Origin of the sequence: Bacillus sp. ZY-1-1 (assembly GCF_003047165.1) — a bacterium.
GTDB lineage: Bacteria > Bacillota > Bacilli > Bacillales > Bacillaceae > Bacillus > Bacillus velezensis.
Genome location: NZ_CP027061.1, coordinates 2,646,233 through 2,662,735, shown reverse-complemented (window position 1 = coordinate 2,662,735; position 16,503 = coordinate 2,646,233). Strand labels below are relative to the sequence as shown.

The following is a 16,503-nucleotide window of genomic DNA, read 5'->3' as shown; positions in this document are numbered from 1 at the left end:
GTGAACGGCATTGCTGCGGTATTTTATCAAACGTTTTATCGCCATGATGATGACCGTCCTCGTCATCACCACTCTGACATTTGTCATGATGAAAGTGATACCCGGCTCGCCTTTTAACGAAGAGCGGGGCACAAACGAAGCGGTCCAGCGAAATCTTGAATCCTACTACCATCTGAACGAACCTCTTATCACTCAATACGCCATCTATCTAAAATCCATTCTTACCTTTGATTTCGGTCCTTCAATCAAAAAACCGTCAGACAGTGTAAACGCCATGCTTGAACGCGGATTTCCCGTCTCCTTCGAGCTTGGGATAACGGCGATCATCATCGCTGTGATTTCCGGACTCGCGCTCGGCATAACGGCCGCTCTCAGGCGCGGCGGCTTTCTCGATTATGCGGCCATGAGCCTTGCGGTGCTCGGGATTTCCATTCCGAATTTTATAATGGCTACGCTGCTGATTCAGCAATTTGCGGTTCATCTGAAATGGTTTCCGGCAGCTACCTGGACGAGTCCCGTTCACATGGTTCTGCCGACTGTTGCGCTTGCCGTCGGTCCCATGGCCATTATCGCGCGGCTGACAAGATCAAGCATGGCCGAAGTGTTGACTCAGGATTACATCCGCACGGCAAAAGCAAAGGGGCTTTCTCCCGTCAAAATTGTGATCAAACACGCATTGAAAAACGCACTTATGCCTGTTGTGACAGTACTCGGGACGCTTGCCGCAAGTATTTTAACGGGCAGTTTCGTCATCGAGAAAATTTTTGCCATACCGGGAATGGGCAAATATTTCGTAGAAAGCATCAATCAGCGCGATTACCCGGTCATCATGGGAACGACCGTATTTTACAGTGTGATTCTGATCGTCCTGCTGTTTCTGGTTGATTTGGCATACGGCCTGTTAGACCCGCGCATAAAACTTCATAAGAAAGGGTGATCCTGATGAATCTCCCGCAAGAAACGGTAAAACACACAGAAGTGCCTGATGACTGGTTTCAGCCGGGCGCGGAAAGAAAGGGTGAAACCGAGTCGGTCAAGCGTCCGAGCCTGTCTTACAGTCAGGATGCGTGGCGGCGGCTTAAAAAGAACAAATTGGCGATGGCCGGACTTGTGATATTATGCTGCCTGTTTCTAGCGGCTGTGTTCGGCCCGCTGATATCACCGCACAGCGTGACAAGGCAGACGCTCGCCGAGCAGAATCTTCCGCCGTCTTTTTCACACTGGTTCGGAACCGATGAACTTGGCCGGGACGTGTTTACAAGAACGTGGTACGGAGCGAGGATCTCTTTATTTGTCGGTGTGATGGCGGCGCTGATCGACTTTTTGATCGGCGTTATCTACGGAGGCGTCGCCGGCTACAAAGGGGGCCGGACAGACAGCGCCATGATGAGAATCATCGAGGTTCTCTACGGTTTGCCTTATCTGCTCGTTGTCATTTTGTTAATGGTGCTGATGGGGCCGGGGCTCAGTTCCATTATCGTCGCTCTGACAGTGACGGGATGGGTCGGCATGGCGCGGATTGTGAGAGGGCAGGTGCTGAGGATGAAGCATGATGAACACGTATTGGCATCGAAAACATTTGGAGCGAAAACATTTCGGATCATTAAGAAAAATCTGCTGCCGAATACGATGGGAGCCATTATTGTCCAAATGACGCTGACGGTGCCGGCGGCGATTTTTGCGGAATCATTTTTAAGTTTTCTCGGACTCGGCATTCAGGCGCCGTTTGCAAGCTGGGGAGTCATGGCAAACGACGGGCTGCCGGCGATTTTATCAGGCCATTGGTGGCGGCTGTTTTTTCCCGCTTTTTTCATTTCCTTAACGATGTACGCGTTTAACGTGCTTGGAGACGGCTTGCAGGACGCGTTAGACCCGAAACTGAGGAGGTAGGAAAAATGGCGCAGCAAGTTCTTTCCGTTCAAAATCTGCATGTTACTTTTTCAACATACGGAGGCACTGTAAAAGCCGTCAGAGGCGTCAGCTTCGATTTATATAAAGGTGAAACGTTTGCGATCGTCGGTGAATCGGGATGCGGAAAAAGCGTGACGTCACAAGCCGTGATGGGTCTTCTTCCGAAACATTCGGCAAAGATTGAATCCGGAAGCATACAATTTAAACAGAAAGACCTTTGCCGAATGTCGGATCGGGAAATGCGGGGAATCCGGGGGCGCGATATTTCTATGATCTTTCAGGACCCGATGACGGCGCTCAATCCGACTTTGACCATAGGGGATCAGCTCTCAGAAGCGCTGTTGGAACACCGCGCCATGACAAGAAAACAAGCTGAATCCGAGGTTCTCGCCATGCTGGATCTGGTCGGTATCCCGGACTCGAAATCCCGCCTGAAGCAGTACCCCCACCAATTAAGCGGGGGCATGCGGCAGCGGATCGTGATCGCGATGGCTCTGATCTGCGAGCCGGAAATTATGATCGCCGATGAACCGACAACGGCTCTTGATGTGACAATTCAAGCACAAATCCTTGAATTATTTAAGAAGATTCAAAGAAAAACAGGCGTGTCTATTATTCTGATCACCCACGATCTCGGCGTCGTCGCTCAGACCGCCGACAGAGTCGCCGTTATGTATGCGGGGAAAATCGCCGAAATCGGCACGAGGCATGATATTTTTTACCATCCGGCTCATCCATACACAAAGGGGCTGCTTCGTTCAGTGCCGCGGCTGGATATGGAAGATAGTGAGCTTTCGCCGATTGACGGGACGCCGCCTGATTTATTCGATCCGCCGCCGGGCTGCCCGTTTGCCGCCCGCTGCCCGGACAGGATGATCGTCTGTGAAAAGGTATACCCGGCAACAACCGTGAAATCCAAAAGCCATATCGTCAACTGCTGGCTTCAGGATCACCGTGCAGAGCGGCTGAAGCAGCAGCTGACTGCAGCAGAGGAAAAAGGGGGATTGAAATGAAAAAGAGATGGGCGATTGGTGTGATTGCTGTTGTTTCGTTTGCTCTGATGGGCTGTACAGCCAATGAACAGGCGGGGACAGAACCCGGCAAAGCAAAAGAACAGGGGGGAGAGACGGTGCTGCGGCTCAATAACGAAAATGAGCCGACCTCACTTGATCCGCCGATCGGATTTAATAATGTTTCCTGGCAGCCGCTGAATAACATCATGGAAGGATTGACGAGGCTCGGAAAAGATAATAAGCCCGAACCGGCCATGGCGGAAAGCTGGAAGGTGTCCGCTGATAAGCTGACATATACCTTCAATATCCGAGATAACGCCGAATGGACAAATGGCGATCCCGTCACGGCGGAAGACTTCGTGTACGCCTGGAAGCGGATGCTCGATCCGAAAACGGGCGCATCTTCCGCTTTTCTGGGCTATATGATCAAAGGCGGAGAAGAATTTAACAGCGGAAAAGGCAAAAAAGAAGACGTGAAAGTCACGGCAAAGGATAAAAAAACGCTTGTCGTCACATTGGCGGCCCCGCAGGATTATTTTTTGAGCGTCGTGTCCAATCCGGCGTATTTCCCGATTAATGAGAAGGTCGCCAAGGCTGATCCGAAATGGTTCACTGAAGCAAAAACTTTTGTCGGCAACGGGCCGTTCAAACTGACGGAATGGAAGCATGACGACAGCATGACGATGGTCAAAAACGAGACGTATTGGGATAAAAAGACGGTGAAACTGGATAAAGTGACATGGGCGATGGTCAGTGACCGGAATACCGACTATCAGATGTTCCAGTCGGGGGATTTGGATACCGCCTTTGTGCCGGCAGAGCTGAGCGAGCAGCTGATGGGAGGAAAAAATGTCCGCACGTGGGATCAGGCCGGACTCTATTTCTATCGTTTTAACGTTAAAATGGAGCCGTTTCAAAATGAAAAGATCAGAAAAGCGTTCGCGGCAGCGATTGATCAGAAAGAAATCACGGATTATGTGACCAAAAACAGTGAAAAGCCGGCACATGCCTTTGTATCCCCGGGATTTACTCAGCCTGACGGGAAAGATTTCCGCGAAGCGGGCGGCAGTTTACTAACTCCGGATGAATCAGAAGCCAAAAAACTGCTGGAAAAAGGCATGGCAGAAGAGCATTATGACAAGCTGCCCGCCGTTACATTGACATACAGCACAAAACCGGAGCATAAGAAAATAGCGGAAGCGATTCAGCAGAAGCTCAAAAGTGTGCTCGGTATAGACGTTAAACTCGCCAATATGGAATGGAACGTCTTTTTAGAAGAGCAGAAAGGACTGAAGTTCCAGTTCTCTCAAAGCTCATTTTTACCGGATTACGCAGATCCGATCAGTTTTCTTGAGGCTTTCCAAACGGATAATTCCATGAACCGCACCGGCTGGGGCAGCGCGGCATACGACGGCTGCATCAAGCAGGCAAAACAGGAAGCCGATGCCAAAAAACGTTTTGCGCTCATGCATAAAGCGGAAAAGCTGCTCATGAACGAGGCTCCGATCATTCCGATTTACTTTTACAATCAGGTGCATCTGCAGAACAGCGGCGTGAAGGGCATTGTCCGGCACCCCGTCGGTTACATTGATCTGAAATGGGCGGAAAAGTCCTGATCTTACAGCGGAAACATATGCCGCTCTTTTGCCGTTAAAGGAGCGGCGTGTTTCACTTTTCAATCCGGAAAGGAGATTGAAAAAGTCATGAACCATAAACCGAAAGCACTGCAAAAAGGCGACACGGTCGGTGTGATTGCGCCCGCAAGCCCGCCTGAGAGCGGGACGCTGCAAACCGCGCTGCTGTTTTTAGAGAATGAGCTTGGCCTCCAAGTGAAACTCGGCCGGGCGCTGAAGACCCGTCACGGCTATTTGGCGGGAGAAGACCGGGCGCGCCTCGATGATCTCCATGATATGTTTAGTGATCAGAATGTCAAAGCGGTGATATGCGCGTGCGGAGGATTCGGCACGGGCCGCATTGCCGCCGACATCGATTTCGGCTTAATCCGCCGCAATCCGAAAATTTTCTGGGGATACAGCGATATTACTTTTTTACATACCGCCATTCATCAAAATACGGGGCTCGTCACATTTCACGGCCCGATGCTGAGCACGGATGTCGGGCTTGAAGATGCTGAACCCCTGACAAAAGCGTCGTATCATCAGCTTTTTACTGAAACGGAATTCACCTATACGGAGGACATTTCTCCGCTGGAGGTGCTGACAGGCGGAAGGGCCGAGGGAGAGCTTGCGGGCGGCAATCTGTCGCTCATTACGTCCACACTCGGCACGCCGTTTGAAATTGATACGAAAGACAAATTGCTGTTTATCGAGGATATTGATGAGGAGCCGTATCAAATCGACAGGATGCTGAATCAATTAAAGATGGCCGGAAAACTGTCAGACGCAGCCGGAATACTGGTCTGTGATTTTCACCAATGCGAACCGAAGCATAAAGAAAAGTCGCTTACTTTAGAGCAAGTGCTGAACGATTACATTGTCAAATCAGGGAAGCCTGCGCTCAAAGGCTTTAAAATCGGCCATTGTTCACCGAGCTTCGCCGTTCCGATCGGAGCCCGCGCGGTTATGGATACGGCAGCCAAAGCGGTAACGATTGAATCAGGGGTTTCCGGAAGGGAGTGATCAGGCGTGAGGATTACAGATATTCAAACGGGACGGATGTCCGTGCCGCTGAAAAAGCCGTTTAAGACCGCTTTGCGCACGGTTTACAATGCTGAATCGGTCATTGTGAAGCTCACATTTGACAACGGTCTGACCGGCTGGGGCGAGGCGCCGCCGACGGTTGTCATTACAGGCGACAGCACGGACGGTATTGAAAGCGCCGTCCGCGATGTGCTGAAGCCCGCTCTCTTGGGGCGGAGCCTTTCCGGCATAGAAGCTGTTTTGTATGATATCAGCCGGCTGTTGGAAAGAAATCAAAGCGCAAAAGCCGCGGTGGATATGGCTGTATATGACGGATGGGCGCAAATGCACGGACAGCCGCTTTACCGGCTTCTCGGAGGCTATCGGAATACACTGGAAACAGATTTTACCGTCAGCGTCAATTCTCCTGAGGAGATGGCGGGGGATGCAGACCGCTATGTGAACAAAGGATTTCATATTTTAAAGATAAAAGTCGGCATAGGTGACATATCGGACGATGTTGCCCGGATTCAGGCGATCAGATCACGTGTCGGCGGAAACGTCAAACTGAGATTGGACGCCAACCAAGGCTGGACGCCGAAAGAAGCCGTGACTGCGATCCGAAAGATGGAAGACGCCGGCCTCGGCATTGAGCTGGTCGAGCAGCCTGTTCATAAAGACGATATCGCCGGGCTGAAGCAGGTCACCGATGCCGTAGACACGCCGATTATGGCGGATGAGAGCGTCTTTACTCCCCGTCAGGCCTTCCACGTGCTGCAGACGAGAAGCGCCGATTTAATCAATATTAAGCTGATGAAAGCGGGCGGCATAAAGCAGGCGGAAACAATCAATGCGATGGCCGAAACGTGCGGCGTGGAATGCATGGTCGGCAGCATGATTGAGACCAAGCTCGGCATCACCGCCGCGGCTCATTTTGCCGCGGGCAAACGGAATGTGACAAGGTTTGATTTTGATGCGCCGCTTATGCTGAAAGATGATTTGATTAAAGGCGGCATCACATACAGCGGCAGTCAGATTACGATTCCCGATGAACCGGGTCTCGGCATTACCGGGGTGTCGAAACAAGAGGAGGCGAAAAGATGAGAGCAGCCGTTACAGCGGCGGCAGCCAACGTATGGACGATGCCGTCATCTCCCCGTTCGTATGATGCGCCGATGCTTGAAAACCCGCCGCAGATCAGAAGATGGTTAGCGTCTATGGGATATGAAGAGCGGCTGCAATTATGCACAGACAACCTTGTCCAAACGCAAGCGCTTTTCGGGGAAGAGGTGATCATTCTCAAAGAGGAAGGGGAATGGGCTTTTGTCGCCGTTCCCGGCCAGCCCTCAAACAAGGATGCGCGCGGATATCCGGGCTGGATGAAAAAAAGCCAGCTTTCAAAAGACGGCTTTTATACATCTTCGCCCGCCGTATGGATTACCAAACCGACAGCTATTTTATATCACACAAACGGCGAACCGGACTTGGAAGTAAGTTTCTTAACGCGTCTTCCGGCATCAGGACGTGAGAAAGGCTTTTTTCGGGTTGTGACGCCTCTCGGAGAACGGTTCGTAAATGAAGCTGACGCAGACGAGTGCCGGCATACGAAAGGACGGGCGGCCGATGTCATCGAAACGGGCATGATGTTTCTCGGGCTTCCGTATTTATGGGGAGGACTGAGCGGTTTCGGGTTTGACTGTTCCGGGTTTATGTATTCGATATTTAAAGCAAACGGCTATACCCTTCCCCGTGATGCAAAGGACCAAGCAAAAGCCGGGTGCGGCGCGGCGGTAAACGATATCCGGCCGGCTGACCTTTTGTTTTTCGCCTATGAAGAAGGAAAAGGCGCGATTCACCATGTCGGTTTGGCGCTGGGAGACGGCCGAATGCTGCACTCCCCGAAAACGGGAAAAACAATCGAAGTGCTGTCCTTGGAAGGAACGATCTATGAAAAAGAATTATGCACCGTACGCCGCTGTATAAGCGAAAAGGGGGAATAGAAAATGACGGCATCTCCGCTCCTTGAAGTCAGCGGGCTGAAAATGCATTTTGACGCAGGAAGAAAGAAAGCCGTAAAAGCAGTCGACGGTGTCAGCTTTCACATTAAAAGAGGGGAAACATTCGGACTTGTCGGAGAATCGGGATGCGGTAAATCGACGCTCGGAAGAGTTATTCTCCGTCTGTATGACCCGACGGCCGGTTCGGTATCATATGAAGGTACGGATATACACCGTGCCGCGGCCGAACAGCGGTCGGTCTTCTTCCGCAAGCTGCAGATGATTTTCCAAGACCCTTACGCCTCGTTAAATCCGCGCCTGACCGTAAGGGAAATTATTATGGAGCCGATGGAAATCCACAATCTTTACAATACAAGAAAAGCCCATATGATGATGGCGGATGAACTGCTTGAAGCTGTCGGGCTCCATCCGGATTTCGGCAGCCGGTATCCCCACGAATTCAGCGGCGGACAGAGGCAGAGAATCGGGATTGCCAGAGCGCTCTCTCTGCATCCCGAATTTATCGTGGCGGATGAGCCGATTTCCGCGCTGGATGTGTCGGTACAGGCTCAGGTCGTCAACCTATTAAAAAGGCTTCAGAAAGAGAAAGGGCTGACATTTTTATTTATCGCCCACGATTTATCAATGGTCAAGCATATCAGCGACCGGATCGGCGTGATGTATTTGGGCCGCATGATGGAAATAACAGAAAGCGCTGCGCTTTACCGGGAACCGCTTCACCCTTATACGAAGGCGCTTTTATCCTCAATCCCGATTCCTGATCCGCTTCTTGAGGACAAGCGTGAACGGATTATTCTGAAAGGGGAGCTGCCGAGCCCCCTTAACCCGCCGAGCGGCTGTGTATTCAGGACGCGGTGCCCTGAAGCGATGGAGCTCTGCGGTAAGATAACGCCTGAGCTTGAAGAAGTGAAGGCGGGGCGTTTTGTCGCCTGCCATTTATACAAAAAAGAAAGCTGACAATATAAAGTCAGCTTTCTTTTTGATTAAACCTGATGCAGAAATGACACGCAGACCGGATACGGAACCGGAATGTCGGATTGAAGCAGAGTCAATTTGCCTGTTTCCGGATCACGTTCAAACAAAACCAGATTTCCCGTTTCTTCGTTTGACGCGACAAGGAATGTCTCGGAAGGGTCAAACGCGAAATCACGCGGCCAGTTGCCTTCTGTCGGCACCCATTCAATAAGAGACAATTCACCGGAATATTGGTTGATCTTAAAGATGGCGATGCTGTCATGTCCGCGGTTGGCGGCATAAAGAAATCTGCCGTCTTTAGATATGCGGATTGCGCTGCCTTGCGATTTGTCCGTAAAGCCTTCAGGCAAAGCGGAAATGACCTGCAGCTCTCTGAATTCACCTAAGGTCGGGTTGTATTCAAGCGCGATGACTTCATTGCTGATTTCCGTCATGACATAGGCGTATTTTTCCGCCGGATGGAAAACGATGTGGCGCGGCCCTGAACCCGGTGCGAAAGAGTGAGTTTTCACCTCTGTGAGCGAACCGTTTTTCATTTGGTACGTATACAGCGTATCCGTCCCTAAATCGACGGCTGCAATGTAGTTATGCTCAGGTGTATAGCCAGCGAAATGGGTATGCGGTTTCTCTTGTCTTTCATGAGGACCTGTTCCCGTATGAGCGGCTTCGGCAGCCGGCTCCTGCAGACTTCCGTCCTCATTGACGGGAAAGGCGTGCACTTTTCCGCTGTGGTAATTAGCGGTTAACACATATTTATGTTTATTATCAATGCTGACGTGGCATGGAGACGGGCCTTCAATCAGCTGGTGGTTTACAAACGTTAATTCCCCGCTGTTCTGATGAATCTGATAGGCTGCGACGCCGCCTTTTCCGTCTGCTTTTTCAATGGAATACAGCATGCTGTTATCAGAATTCGGAGTGACGTATGTCGGGTTGCCGAGCTTTGCTGCCAGCTTCGGCCGGCTGAGCCTTTTCGCTTCTGTATCAAGTTCAAAACAATAAATGCCTTCGCTTCCGCCTTTTGTATATGTTCCCGCGTATCCTATGTACTTAGCCATTCGGTTTCCCCCTTTAGAGTCTTGTCTTCTCTATATTAACGTATCTTGAAGGAAACTGCCTTGTAAATGTTTAAGATGTTCTGACAAGCGGCAAGGTGCAGCAGCGGAAGGAACCGCCTGATTTGATAATTTCGGAAAACTCGGTTTCAATGACCGTATAACCCCTTTTTCTGAGCTCGCGGTTCGTATGACGGTGCTGCGGCAGGCTGATAATTGTCTGATTGCCGATTGACAGGATATTCGGGCCGAGCGTGAATTGCTCTTCTTCAGGCACTTCTATCATCTCAAAACGTTCGGCGAGAAGATCAATTTCTTTCTGCCGCAAGCCATTTTTGCAGTATAGTGCTTCCGTTTCCGAGATCATATTAAATACACAGTCCAAATGTAAGAAATCCTCCTTGAGAGGGATCGGCACAACAGTCATCTCCGGCAGCGCCTCCCGCAGCTCCCGGACAGCCGCTTTATCCGTACGCTTGCTCAGCCCGGCGTAAACGGTGCCGTCTGCGATCAAGATGTCGCCGCCTTCAATGTTCGCTTTTTTCAGTCGCGTATAAGGGATTTTCTTATCGTCAAGCAGGTCTTGAAACACTTTTTCTTCTCCCTGCCGGACTGAAGCCGCCATGTTTGAAATAAACGCTGTCTCGCCTAAGACAAATCCGATATCCCGGGTGAATACCTGCTCAGGCAAAGCGGGATCAGCAGGCAGCAGGACGACTTCAATCTGATGAGATCTTAAAATGTCAATAAACTCACTATGCTGTTTGAGGGCAACGGGTATGTTAATATTTTCTTGTTTGAAATGTTTCTGCGTTCTGTTAATAATATCCTTGATGGTCATGTGTTCCGGCCGGCATAAGATGACTGTCTGCAAAGCATCAAACTCACTGCGGCAAGCCGGTTTCCGCGTGGATTTGGGAATGGATACGTCCATGTGATATCCTCCTATCGGTATTCTATGTGCGTTTATTATTCCCGGATGTGCTGAATAATGAAACATACCTGATAGAATATCTAACCAACTTAATATTTAAAATTTTAGACAAAACGATCAAAGTATTGTTTAATAGGGTACAGATGAAATGTCAAAACGACCAGACACCAAAGGGGAGTTTAAATAATATGAAGTTGCCAGAATCAAGATTTTGCAAAGAAACAAGGGTTGTCAAGACAAGCAGGGTTTTTCCGCTTGATACGAATAATCACAATACGCTGTTTGGCGGAAAGCTGATGAGCTATATTGATGATATCGCTTCAATTTCCGCGGCCCGCCACTGCCGATGTGAAACAGTCACGGCCTCAATGGATTCTGTGGATTTTTTGCGCCCGATCGGCCAACAGGATTCCGTATGCCTTGAATCCTACGTCACATGGGTCGGCACATCGTCTATGGAGGTGTTTGTCAAAGTCATTAAAGAACATCTGATGACGGGTGAACGCGAGCTTGCGGCAACGTCGTTTCTGACATTCGTCGCGCTCGATTCAAACGGGAAATCGGTGCCCGTTCCGCGGATCGTGCCGGAAACCGAGGAAGAAATCATGCTTCACAATACGGCCGTTCAGCGCGCCGGAGAACGAAAAAACCGCTTAAAACACAGCAAGGCCCTGGCCGAGGCGCTCGGAACAGATAAACCTTGGTAATCGTCAAACCGCTTTTTTTAAAAGCGGTTTTTTTATGCTGAAAAAGGACTTTTCCTGCCGGGTCCATAATTTATTACAGGGAAAGGAGACGTGGCGTGCATGATGAAACATAAGTCTTCCGGCACCATCCTGACAACCGGGCGTATCCGTCTGCGGACTATGCGGGATGACGATGAAGACAATTTGTACGGGCTGTTTACCGACAGAGAGGTCATGAAATATTATCCTTCTCTTAAAAGCAGACGGGAAACGAAGGAATGGATTGCCTGGAACAAACGATTGGCCGCAGGATACGGCGTCAGTCTTTGGATCGCAGAGGATAAAGTGACGGGCGCATTTCTCGGTCAATGCGGAATCGTTCCGCAGACGGTAAACGGAAACACTTTGATGGAAATCGGCTATATGTTTGCCCGCTGCCGCTGGGGCTGCGGCTATGCGACAGAGGCGGCGAACGCCTGTCTGGACTACGGTTTTCATACGCAGCAATACGGACGCATAGCGGCGCTGATTGATCCGGAAAATGCTGCCTCCGTCCGCGTCGCGGAAAAAATCGGCATGGTGCCCGGTGAGACCGTTACCAAATGGGAGAGGCGGCTGACGGTATTTGACATCACATCTGACGTTGAACGTTTCGGCGAAATGTAGTATGATACGAACAGACATGTTTTCTAGGGTTCCGCATGTTCATACATGGCCTGGTCCGAGAGAAAACACATATGCGGACATATCCCGCATATGCACACGGAGGGAAAAAAGCCCGGGAGAGTCAATCTCATGTGAGACGACTATTCCGGGCTTTTTGTATTGCCCGGAAACAGAAAGGATGAAGAACATGAAATGGGGTTTAGTGGTCATAGCGGCCGTATTTGAAGTGGTATGGGTCACCGGCCTGAAACATGCTGATTCGGCACTGACGTGGGGCGGCACGATTACGGGAATCATCATCAGTTTTTATCTATTAATCAAGGCGACGGACAGCCTGCCCGTAGGAACGGTATATGCGGTCTTTACCGGACTCGGGACAGCGGGCACCGTGCTCAGTGAAATCCTGCTTTTCAAAGAACAGGCCGATCCGGTAAAAATCGTGCTGATCGGCGTTTTGCTGATCGGTGTCATCGGATTAAAGCTGGTCACACAGGATAAGCCTGAGACGAAGGAGGAGAAGGCGTAATGCATTGGATCAGTCTGATAGCCGCGGGTCTTTGTGAAATGCTCGGGGTCATTTTAATGAATCAATTTCAAAAAGAAAAGAAAGTCAAGTGGATTCTCTTCATAATCGTCGGCTTTGCGGCTTCTTTTTCCCTGCTTTCTTATGCGATGGAGACGATTGCGATGGGCACGGCCTATGCGATCTGGACCGGTATCGGCACGGCGGGCGGCGCTTTAGCCGGCATTCTTTTCTACGGCGAGCAGAAGGATGCGAAGCGCATCTTTTTCATTGCGCTTATTTTGGGCGCAGCCGTAGGGCTGAAAATTCTTTCGTAAATTGATTTTTATCAAATTTTCAGTATAATCTATAATAAGTTACGAATTATGAAGATACGAGGGATTAAAACAGATGAATTCATATATGACACAGCGGCTGAAAGAATACCGCCGCGGTAATGAGGAAAAAGGGCGCCTGCTTGTCAGCTGCCCCGATCAGCCGGGAATTGTATCGGCTGTTTCCGCGTTTTTGTTTGAACACGGCGCAAATATTATTGAATCAAATCAATATACGACTGACCCTGAAGGCGGACGTTTTTTTCTCAGGATTGAATTCGACTGCAAGGGCATTCGTGAGAAAAAAGAGGATTTACAGCAGGCGTTCGCCTCAATCGCCCAGACATTCGGCATGACATGGAGCCTCTCTCTGGCAAGTGAGCTGAAGCGAGTGGCGATCTTTGTATCCAAAGAGCTGCACTGCCTTCATGAACTGATTTGGGAATGGCAAAGCGGCAATATGATGGCCGAAATTGCGGTCGTCATCAGCAACCATGAAGAGGCGAAAGAAGTGGTCGAGCCGCTGAATATTCCATTCCATTACATGAAAGCTAACAAAGATATCCGCGCCGAAGTGGAGCGGCGCCAGCTTGAGCTGCTGGAGCAGTATAAGATTGATGTGATCGTTCTTGCCCGCTACATGCAGATTTTGACGTCTGATTTTGTATCTGCCCATCCGAATCGGATTATTAACATCCACCATTCATTTCTGCCGGCCTTTATCGGCGCTAATCCGTATAAACGGGCTTATGAGCGCGGAGTGAAATTAATCGGCGCGACCTCTCACTATGTGACGGACGATCTTGACGAAGGGCCGATTATTGAACAGGATATTGAACGCGTCGATCACAGAGATCACGCAGAGGATCTGAAGAATATCGGCAGAACGATTGAGCGGAGCGTGTTGGCAAGAGCCGTAAAATGGCATCTGGAAGACCGTGTCATCGTTCACGGAAACAAAACGATCGTATTTAATTAATGACGGTCCGCCGGGGAGGCGGGCTGTTTTTTATGGATGAAAATGTCTTGACAAGAACCTGTTTTCTTTGCATAATATAAAAAAATCATTGAGCGTTGAAGAGGATCAGTACGCAGAACTTTCTGTGACAGAGAGCAAAATGGCCCGCTGAAACATTTTGCCGCATGAAACCTGCCGAACCTGCCTTGGAGTCCTGAGGGGAAAACTCAGGCGCGATACCTGGCGTTACAGGAAAGCGGGACGCGTGAAAAACGCGTTCAAACAAGGTGGTACCACGGAAAGCCCATTTCGTCCTTATTTTTCAGGACGGAATGGGCTTTTTTATTGACGAGAGCCGGTTTGGATTGATTGCCACGGAGGAGAAACGATGAAAAAACAAAGAATTGTTGTGAAAATCGGGAGCAGCTCGCTCACCAACAGTAACGGAAGTATTGATGAAGCAAAAATCAAGGAACATACGGAAGCCATTTCTTTATTAAAAGAAAACGGGCATGAAGTGATCCTCATTACCTCAGGCGCGGTGGCAGCGGGTTTTTCCGCTCTCGGCTATCCGTCGCGACCCGTTACGATAAAAGGAAAACAGGCAGCTGCAGCAGTCGGCCAGACGCTTTTAATGCAGCAATATATGGACCATTTAAAAAGATACGGTCTGACGCCGGCACAAATTTTATTAACAAGAAATGATTTCTCAAAAAGAGAGCGGTACAGAAATGCCTATGCCACTGTAATGGAACTGTTGGAGCGCGGCGTCGTGCCGATTATTAATGAGAATGATTCCACATCAGTCGAAGAGCTGACGTTCGGTGATAACGACATGCTGTCGGCGCTTGTAAGCGGTTTGATTCATGCAGACCAATTAATGATTCTCACAGACATTAACGGGCTGTACGATGCCAATCCGAATGAAAACCCGGATGCAAAGCGGTTTGACTATCTGAATGACATCACACCTGAATTGCTCGGATATGCCGGGTCAGCAGGCTCAAAGGTCGGCACCGGAGGCATGAAGTCAAAACTTCTCGCCGCTCAGACCGCATTGTCGCTCGGGGTGAAGGTGTTTATCGGAACCGGCTCCGGACGTGAAAAACTGATGGTGATTTTAGACGGAAAAGGCGACGGCACTTATATCGGCGATAAAGACCTGTCCTCAGTGAATAATACACGGCAATGGATCATGTTTCATTCTCCGATATCAGGGGAAATCATCATTGATGGGGGAGCGGAGCAGGCGATGATCCATAACGGGTCAAGTCTCCTCCCGGCCGGCGTCGCCGATGTCTGCGGCAGTTTTCCGAAAGGAGCCGTTGTGGAAGTCAGAGGGCCCGGCGGCATTATCGGCAAAGGGCAGACGCAGTACTCATCCGATGAAATTTTAGAAGCCAAAGGGAAGCGGAGCGACCAGCTTTCAGGAACGAAGCAGGTGGAAGTGATTCACAGAGATGATTGGGTGAATTTATTTGACGAGGGGGAACACAAATGAGTGAAGTATTGCAAAAAGCAGCTTTGGCAAAAGAAGCGGCTGCCGAAATGGTCATGAAAACGACGGCTGAAAAAAACGAAGCGCTCCAATGTATTGCAGACGGACTCAGAAATGAACGGCAGCTGATTTTAACAGAGAATCAGAAAGATATTGAAGCGGGACGGAACAGAGGACTGACAGCTGACATTATTGACAGGCTGACGCTTGATGAAAAACGCCTGCTCGATATCGCGGACGCCGTGGAACTGCTAATCGGTCTTGAAGATCCCGTCGGTGAATCATTGGAGACCATTCAAAAAGAGAATGGATTATCTATTGAAAAGATCCGCGTGCCCCTCGGAGTAGTGGGCATGATCTATGAGGCCAGACCGAATGTTACCGTAGACGCGGCCACACTCTGTCTGAAAACCGGAAACGCGGTTGTGCTCAGAGGAAGTTCTTCCGCCATCCACAGCAACATAGCGCTTGTCAGTGTGATGAAACGCGCACTTGGGCTGTCAAAGCTTCCGATTGATGCCGTTCAGCTCATCGAAGATACAAGCAAAGAAACCGCCAAACAGCTCTTTACATTAAATGATGGGCTGGATGTATTGATCCCGCGCGGCGGTAAAAATTTAATTGATCTTGTGGTCAGGGAATCAACCGTACCCGTTTTAGAAACCGGAGCGGGCAATTGCCACGTGTACATAGATGAGTCAGCAGATCCCTTTATGGCAAGCGAGGTCGTCATCAACGCCAAAACACAGCGTCCTTCGGTCTGCAACGCGATTGAATCTCTTCTGATTCATGAAAAATGGGCCGAAGAACACGGACGAAAGCTGCTGAATCAGCTGACAGAAAAAGGGGTTGAGCTCCGAGGAGACCAGGTGATTTGCGGACTGGAGCCTCAAGCGAAACAAGCAGAAGAAGCCGATTGGGGAGCGGAGTACCTGGCGCCGATTCTCAGTGTAAAAACGGTGCAGGACGTACAGGAGGCGGTCCGCCACATTCAGCAGTACGGCACAAACCATTCAGAAGCCATTCTGACGGAGAACGCCGAGCATGCGGCTTACTTCCAGACCGCCGTTGACGCCGCCGCCGTGTATCATAATGCTTCAACCCGGTTTACGGACGGTTTTGAATTCGGATACGGAGCCGAGATCGGCATCAGCACGCAAAAGCTTCACGCGAGAGGGCCGATGGGACTTCCGGCGTTAACATCTACAAAAATCATCATCAAAGGAAACGGACAAATCCGGGTATAATCTTTTAAGCTTATCCTTCAAAAAGGGTAAGCTTTTTTTATGCGGAAAGATTGACGGTTTCCATTA

At 49.9% G+C, this 16,503-nt stretch carries 17 protein-coding genes, 1 riboswitch and 1 other annotated feature; of the genes, 15 read left to right on the top strand and 2 right to left on the bottom strand.

Going from position 1 to position 16,503, the window contains the following annotated elements:
* Positions 1–10: 10 nt before the first annotated feature.
* The 8 genes from C5I45_RS13065 (at position 11) to C5I45_RS13030 (ending at position 8,538) form a co-directional block, all read left to right on the top strand.
* Positions 11–937: an ABC transporter permease gene (locus tag C5I45_RS13065; protein WP_014304864.1), complete on the top strand. Its 927-nt coding sequence runs from the start codon at positions 11–13 to the stop codon at positions 935–937.
* Positions 938–942: 5 nt separating this feature from the next.
* The gene (locus tag C5I45_RS13060; RefSeq protein ID WP_024085201.1) at positions 943–1,890 is read left to right on the top strand and encodes an ABC transporter permease; all 948 of its coding nucleotides are present in this window, start codon (positions 943–945) and stop codon (positions 1,888–1,890) included.
* Positions 1,891–1,895: 5 nt separating this feature from the next.
* Complete coding sequence (locus C5I45_RS13055; RefSeq protein WP_025851774.1) at positions 1,896–2,924, top strand: ABC transporter ATP-binding protein; 1,029 nt, start codon at positions 1,896–1,898, stop codon at positions 2,922–2,924.
* Positions 2,921–4,540: a peptide ABC transporter substrate-binding protein gene (locus tag C5I45_RS13050; RefSeq protein ID WP_014304866.1), complete on the top strand. Its 1,620-nt coding sequence runs from the start codon at positions 2,921–2,923 to the stop codon at positions 4,538–4,540. Before C5I45_RS13055 ends, C5I45_RS13050 begins: the two co-directional genes overlap by 4 nt.
* Positions 4,541–4,627: 87 nt before the next feature.
* Positions 4,628–5,563: a S66 peptidase family protein gene (locus C5I45_RS13045; protein ID WP_025851768.1), complete on the top strand. Its 936-nt coding sequence runs from the start codon at positions 4,628–4,630 to the stop codon at positions 5,561–5,563.
* A gap of 36 nt (positions 5,564–5,599) precedes the next feature.
* On the top strand, positions 5,600–6,667 hold the full coding sequence (locus C5I45_RS13040; protein ID WP_221419323.1) for a dipeptide epimerase: 1,068 nt from the start codon (positions 5,600–5,602) through the stop codon (positions 6,665–6,667).
* Positions 6,664–7,563 (top strand): C40 family peptidase, encoded by a 900-nt coding sequence (locus C5I45_RS13035; RefSeq protein WP_025851766.1) that lies wholly within the window; start codon positions 6,664–6,666, stop codon positions 7,561–7,563. The genes C5I45_RS13040 and C5I45_RS13035 overlap by 4 nt, the downstream gene beginning before the upstream one ends.
* A 3-nt stretch (positions 7,564–7,566) precedes the next feature.
* Positions 7,567–8,538 (top strand): ABC transporter ATP-binding protein, encoded by a 972-nt coding sequence (locus C5I45_RS13030; protein ID WP_025851764.1) that lies wholly within the window; start codon positions 7,567–7,569, stop codon positions 8,536–8,538.
* Between the two features lie 26 nt (positions 8,539–8,564).
* On the opposite strand, the gene C5I45_RS13025 is transcribed toward C5I45_RS13030, so the two are convergent.
* Positions 8,565–9,614: a lactonase family protein gene (locus C5I45_RS13025; protein WP_025851762.1), complete on the bottom strand. Its 1,050-nt coding sequence runs from the start codon at positions 9,612–9,614 to the stop codon at positions 8,565–8,567.
* 70 nt (positions 9,615–9,684) lie between these two features.
* The gene (locus tag C5I45_RS13020) at positions 9,685–10,545 is read right to left on the bottom strand and encodes a dimethylarginine dimethylaminohydrolase family protein (RefSeq protein WP_107994429.1); all 861 of its coding nucleotides are present in this window, start codon (positions 10,543–10,545) and stop codon (positions 9,685–9,687) included.
* Between the two features lie 188 nt (positions 10,546–10,733).
* Between C5I45_RS13020 and C5I45_RS13015 the strand changes: the two genes are divergently transcribed.
* The 7 genes from C5I45_RS13015 (at position 10,734) to proA (ending at position 16,437) form a co-directional block, all read left to right on the top strand.
* Positions 10,734–11,252, top strand: a complete 519-nt coding sequence (locus C5I45_RS13015; RefSeq protein ID WP_003154772.1) for an acyl-CoA thioesterase — start codon at positions 10,734–10,736, stop codon at positions 11,250–11,252.
* 99 nt (positions 11,253–11,351) lie between these two features.
* Positions 11,352–11,897, top strand: a complete 546-nt coding sequence (locus tag C5I45_RS13010; RefSeq protein ID WP_014304873.1) for a GNAT family N-acetyltransferase — start codon at positions 11,352–11,354, stop codon at positions 11,895–11,897.
* A gap of 12 nt (positions 11,898–11,909) precedes the next feature.
* Positions 11,910–12,018, top strand: a riboswitch (guanidine-I (ykkC/yxkD leader).
* Positions 12,019–12,084: 66 nt separating this feature from the next.
* Positions 12,085–12,423: a DMT family transporter gene (locus C5I45_RS13005; RefSeq protein WP_003154767.1), complete on the top strand. Its 339-nt coding sequence runs from the start codon at positions 12,085–12,087 to the stop codon at positions 12,421–12,423.
* Positions 12,423–12,737 carry a DMT family transporter gene (locus tag C5I45_RS13000; protein WP_025851759.1) on the top strand — a complete coding sequence of 105 codons (315 nt, stop codon included), beginning with the start codon at positions 12,423–12,425 and terminating at the stop codon, positions 12,735–12,737. The genes C5I45_RS13005 and C5I45_RS13000 overlap by 1 nt, the downstream gene beginning before the upstream one ends.
* Positions 12,738–12,810: 73 nt before the next feature.
* A complete protein-coding gene (gene purU / locus C5I45_RS12995; protein WP_003154764.1) occupies positions 12,811–13,713 on the top strand; it encodes a formyltetrahydrofolate deformylase in 903 nt (300 codons plus the stop codon).
* Between the two features lie 86 nt (positions 13,714–13,799).
* Positions 13,800–14,012: a binding site (T-box leader), on the top strand.
* A gap of 68 nt (positions 14,013–14,080) precedes the next feature.
* Positions 14,081–15,193 (top strand): glutamate 5-kinase, encoded by a 1,113-nt coding sequence (proB, locus tag C5I45_RS12990; RefSeq protein ID WP_044053138.1) that lies wholly within the window; start codon positions 14,081–14,083, stop codon positions 15,191–15,193.
* Positions 15,190–16,437 (top strand): glutamate-5-semialdehyde dehydrogenase, encoded by a 1,248-nt coding sequence (gene proA, locus C5I45_RS12985; RefSeq protein ID WP_107994428.1) that lies wholly within the window; start codon positions 15,190–15,192, stop codon positions 16,435–16,437. The genes proB and proA overlap by 4 nt, the downstream gene beginning before the upstream one ends.
* The last annotated feature ends 66 nt before the right edge of the window (positions 16,438–16,503 follow it).

Bases quoted from the DNA above. Each gene is read 5' to 3' on its own strand.
- C5I45_RS13060 (WP_024085201.1), top strand. From the start codon at position 943: ATGAATCTCCCGCAAGAAACGGTAAAACACACAGAAGTGCCTGATGAC.
- C5I45_RS13055 (WP_025851774.1), top strand. From the start codon at position 1,896: ATGGCGCAGCAAGTTCTTTCCGTTCAAAATCTGCATGTTACTTTTTCA.
- C5I45_RS13050 (WP_014304866.1), top strand. From the start codon at position 2,921: ATGAAAAAGAGATGGGCGATTGGTGTGATTGCTGTTGTTTCGTTTGCT.
- C5I45_RS13045 (WP_025851768.1), top strand. From the start codon at position 4,628: ATGAACCATAAACCGAAAGCACTGCAAAAAGGCGACACGGTCGGTGTG.
- C5I45_RS13040 (WP_221419323.1), top strand. From the start codon at position 5,600: ATGTCCGTGCCGCTGAAAAAGCCGTTTAAGACCGCTTTGCGCACGGTT.
- C5I45_RS13035 (WP_025851766.1), top strand. From the start codon at position 6,664: ATGAGAGCAGCCGTTACAGCGGCGGCAGCCAACGTATGGACGATGCCG.
- C5I45_RS13030 (WP_025851764.1), top strand. From the start codon at position 7,567: ATGACGGCATCTCCGCTCCTTGAAGTCAGCGGGCTGAAAATGCATTTT.
- C5I45_RS13025 (WP_025851762.1), bottom strand. From the start codon at position 9,614: ATGGCTAAGTACATAGGATACGCGGGAACATATACAAAAGGCGGAAGC.
- C5I45_RS13020 (WP_107994429.1), bottom strand. From the start codon at position 10,545: ATGGACGTATCCATTCCCAAATCCACGCGGAAACCGGCTTGCCGCAGT.
- C5I45_RS13015 (WP_003154772.1), top strand. From the start codon at position 10,734: ATGAAGTTGCCAGAATCAAGATTTTGCAAAGAAACAAGGGTTGTCAAG.
- C5I45_RS13010 (WP_014304873.1), top strand. From the start codon at position 11,352: ATGATGAAACATAAGTCTTCCGGCACCATCCTGACAACCGGGCGTATC.
- C5I45_RS13005 (WP_003154767.1), top strand. From the start codon at position 12,085: ATGAAATGGGGTTTAGTGGTCATAGCGGCCGTATTTGAAGTGGTATGG.
- C5I45_RS13000 (WP_025851759.1), top strand. From the start codon at position 12,423: ATGCATTGGATCAGTCTGATAGCCGCGGGTCTTTGTGAAATGCTCGGG.
- purU (WP_003154764.1), top strand. From the start codon at position 12,811: ATGAATTCATATATGACACAGCGGCTGAAAGAATACCGCCGCGGTAAT.
- proB (WP_044053138.1), top strand. From the start codon at position 14,081: ATGAAAAAACAAAGAATTGTTGTGAAAATCGGGAGCAGCTCGCTCACC.
- proA (WP_107994428.1), top strand. From the start codon at position 15,190: ATGAGTGAAGTATTGCAAAAAGCAGCTTTGGCAAAAGAAGCGGCTGCC.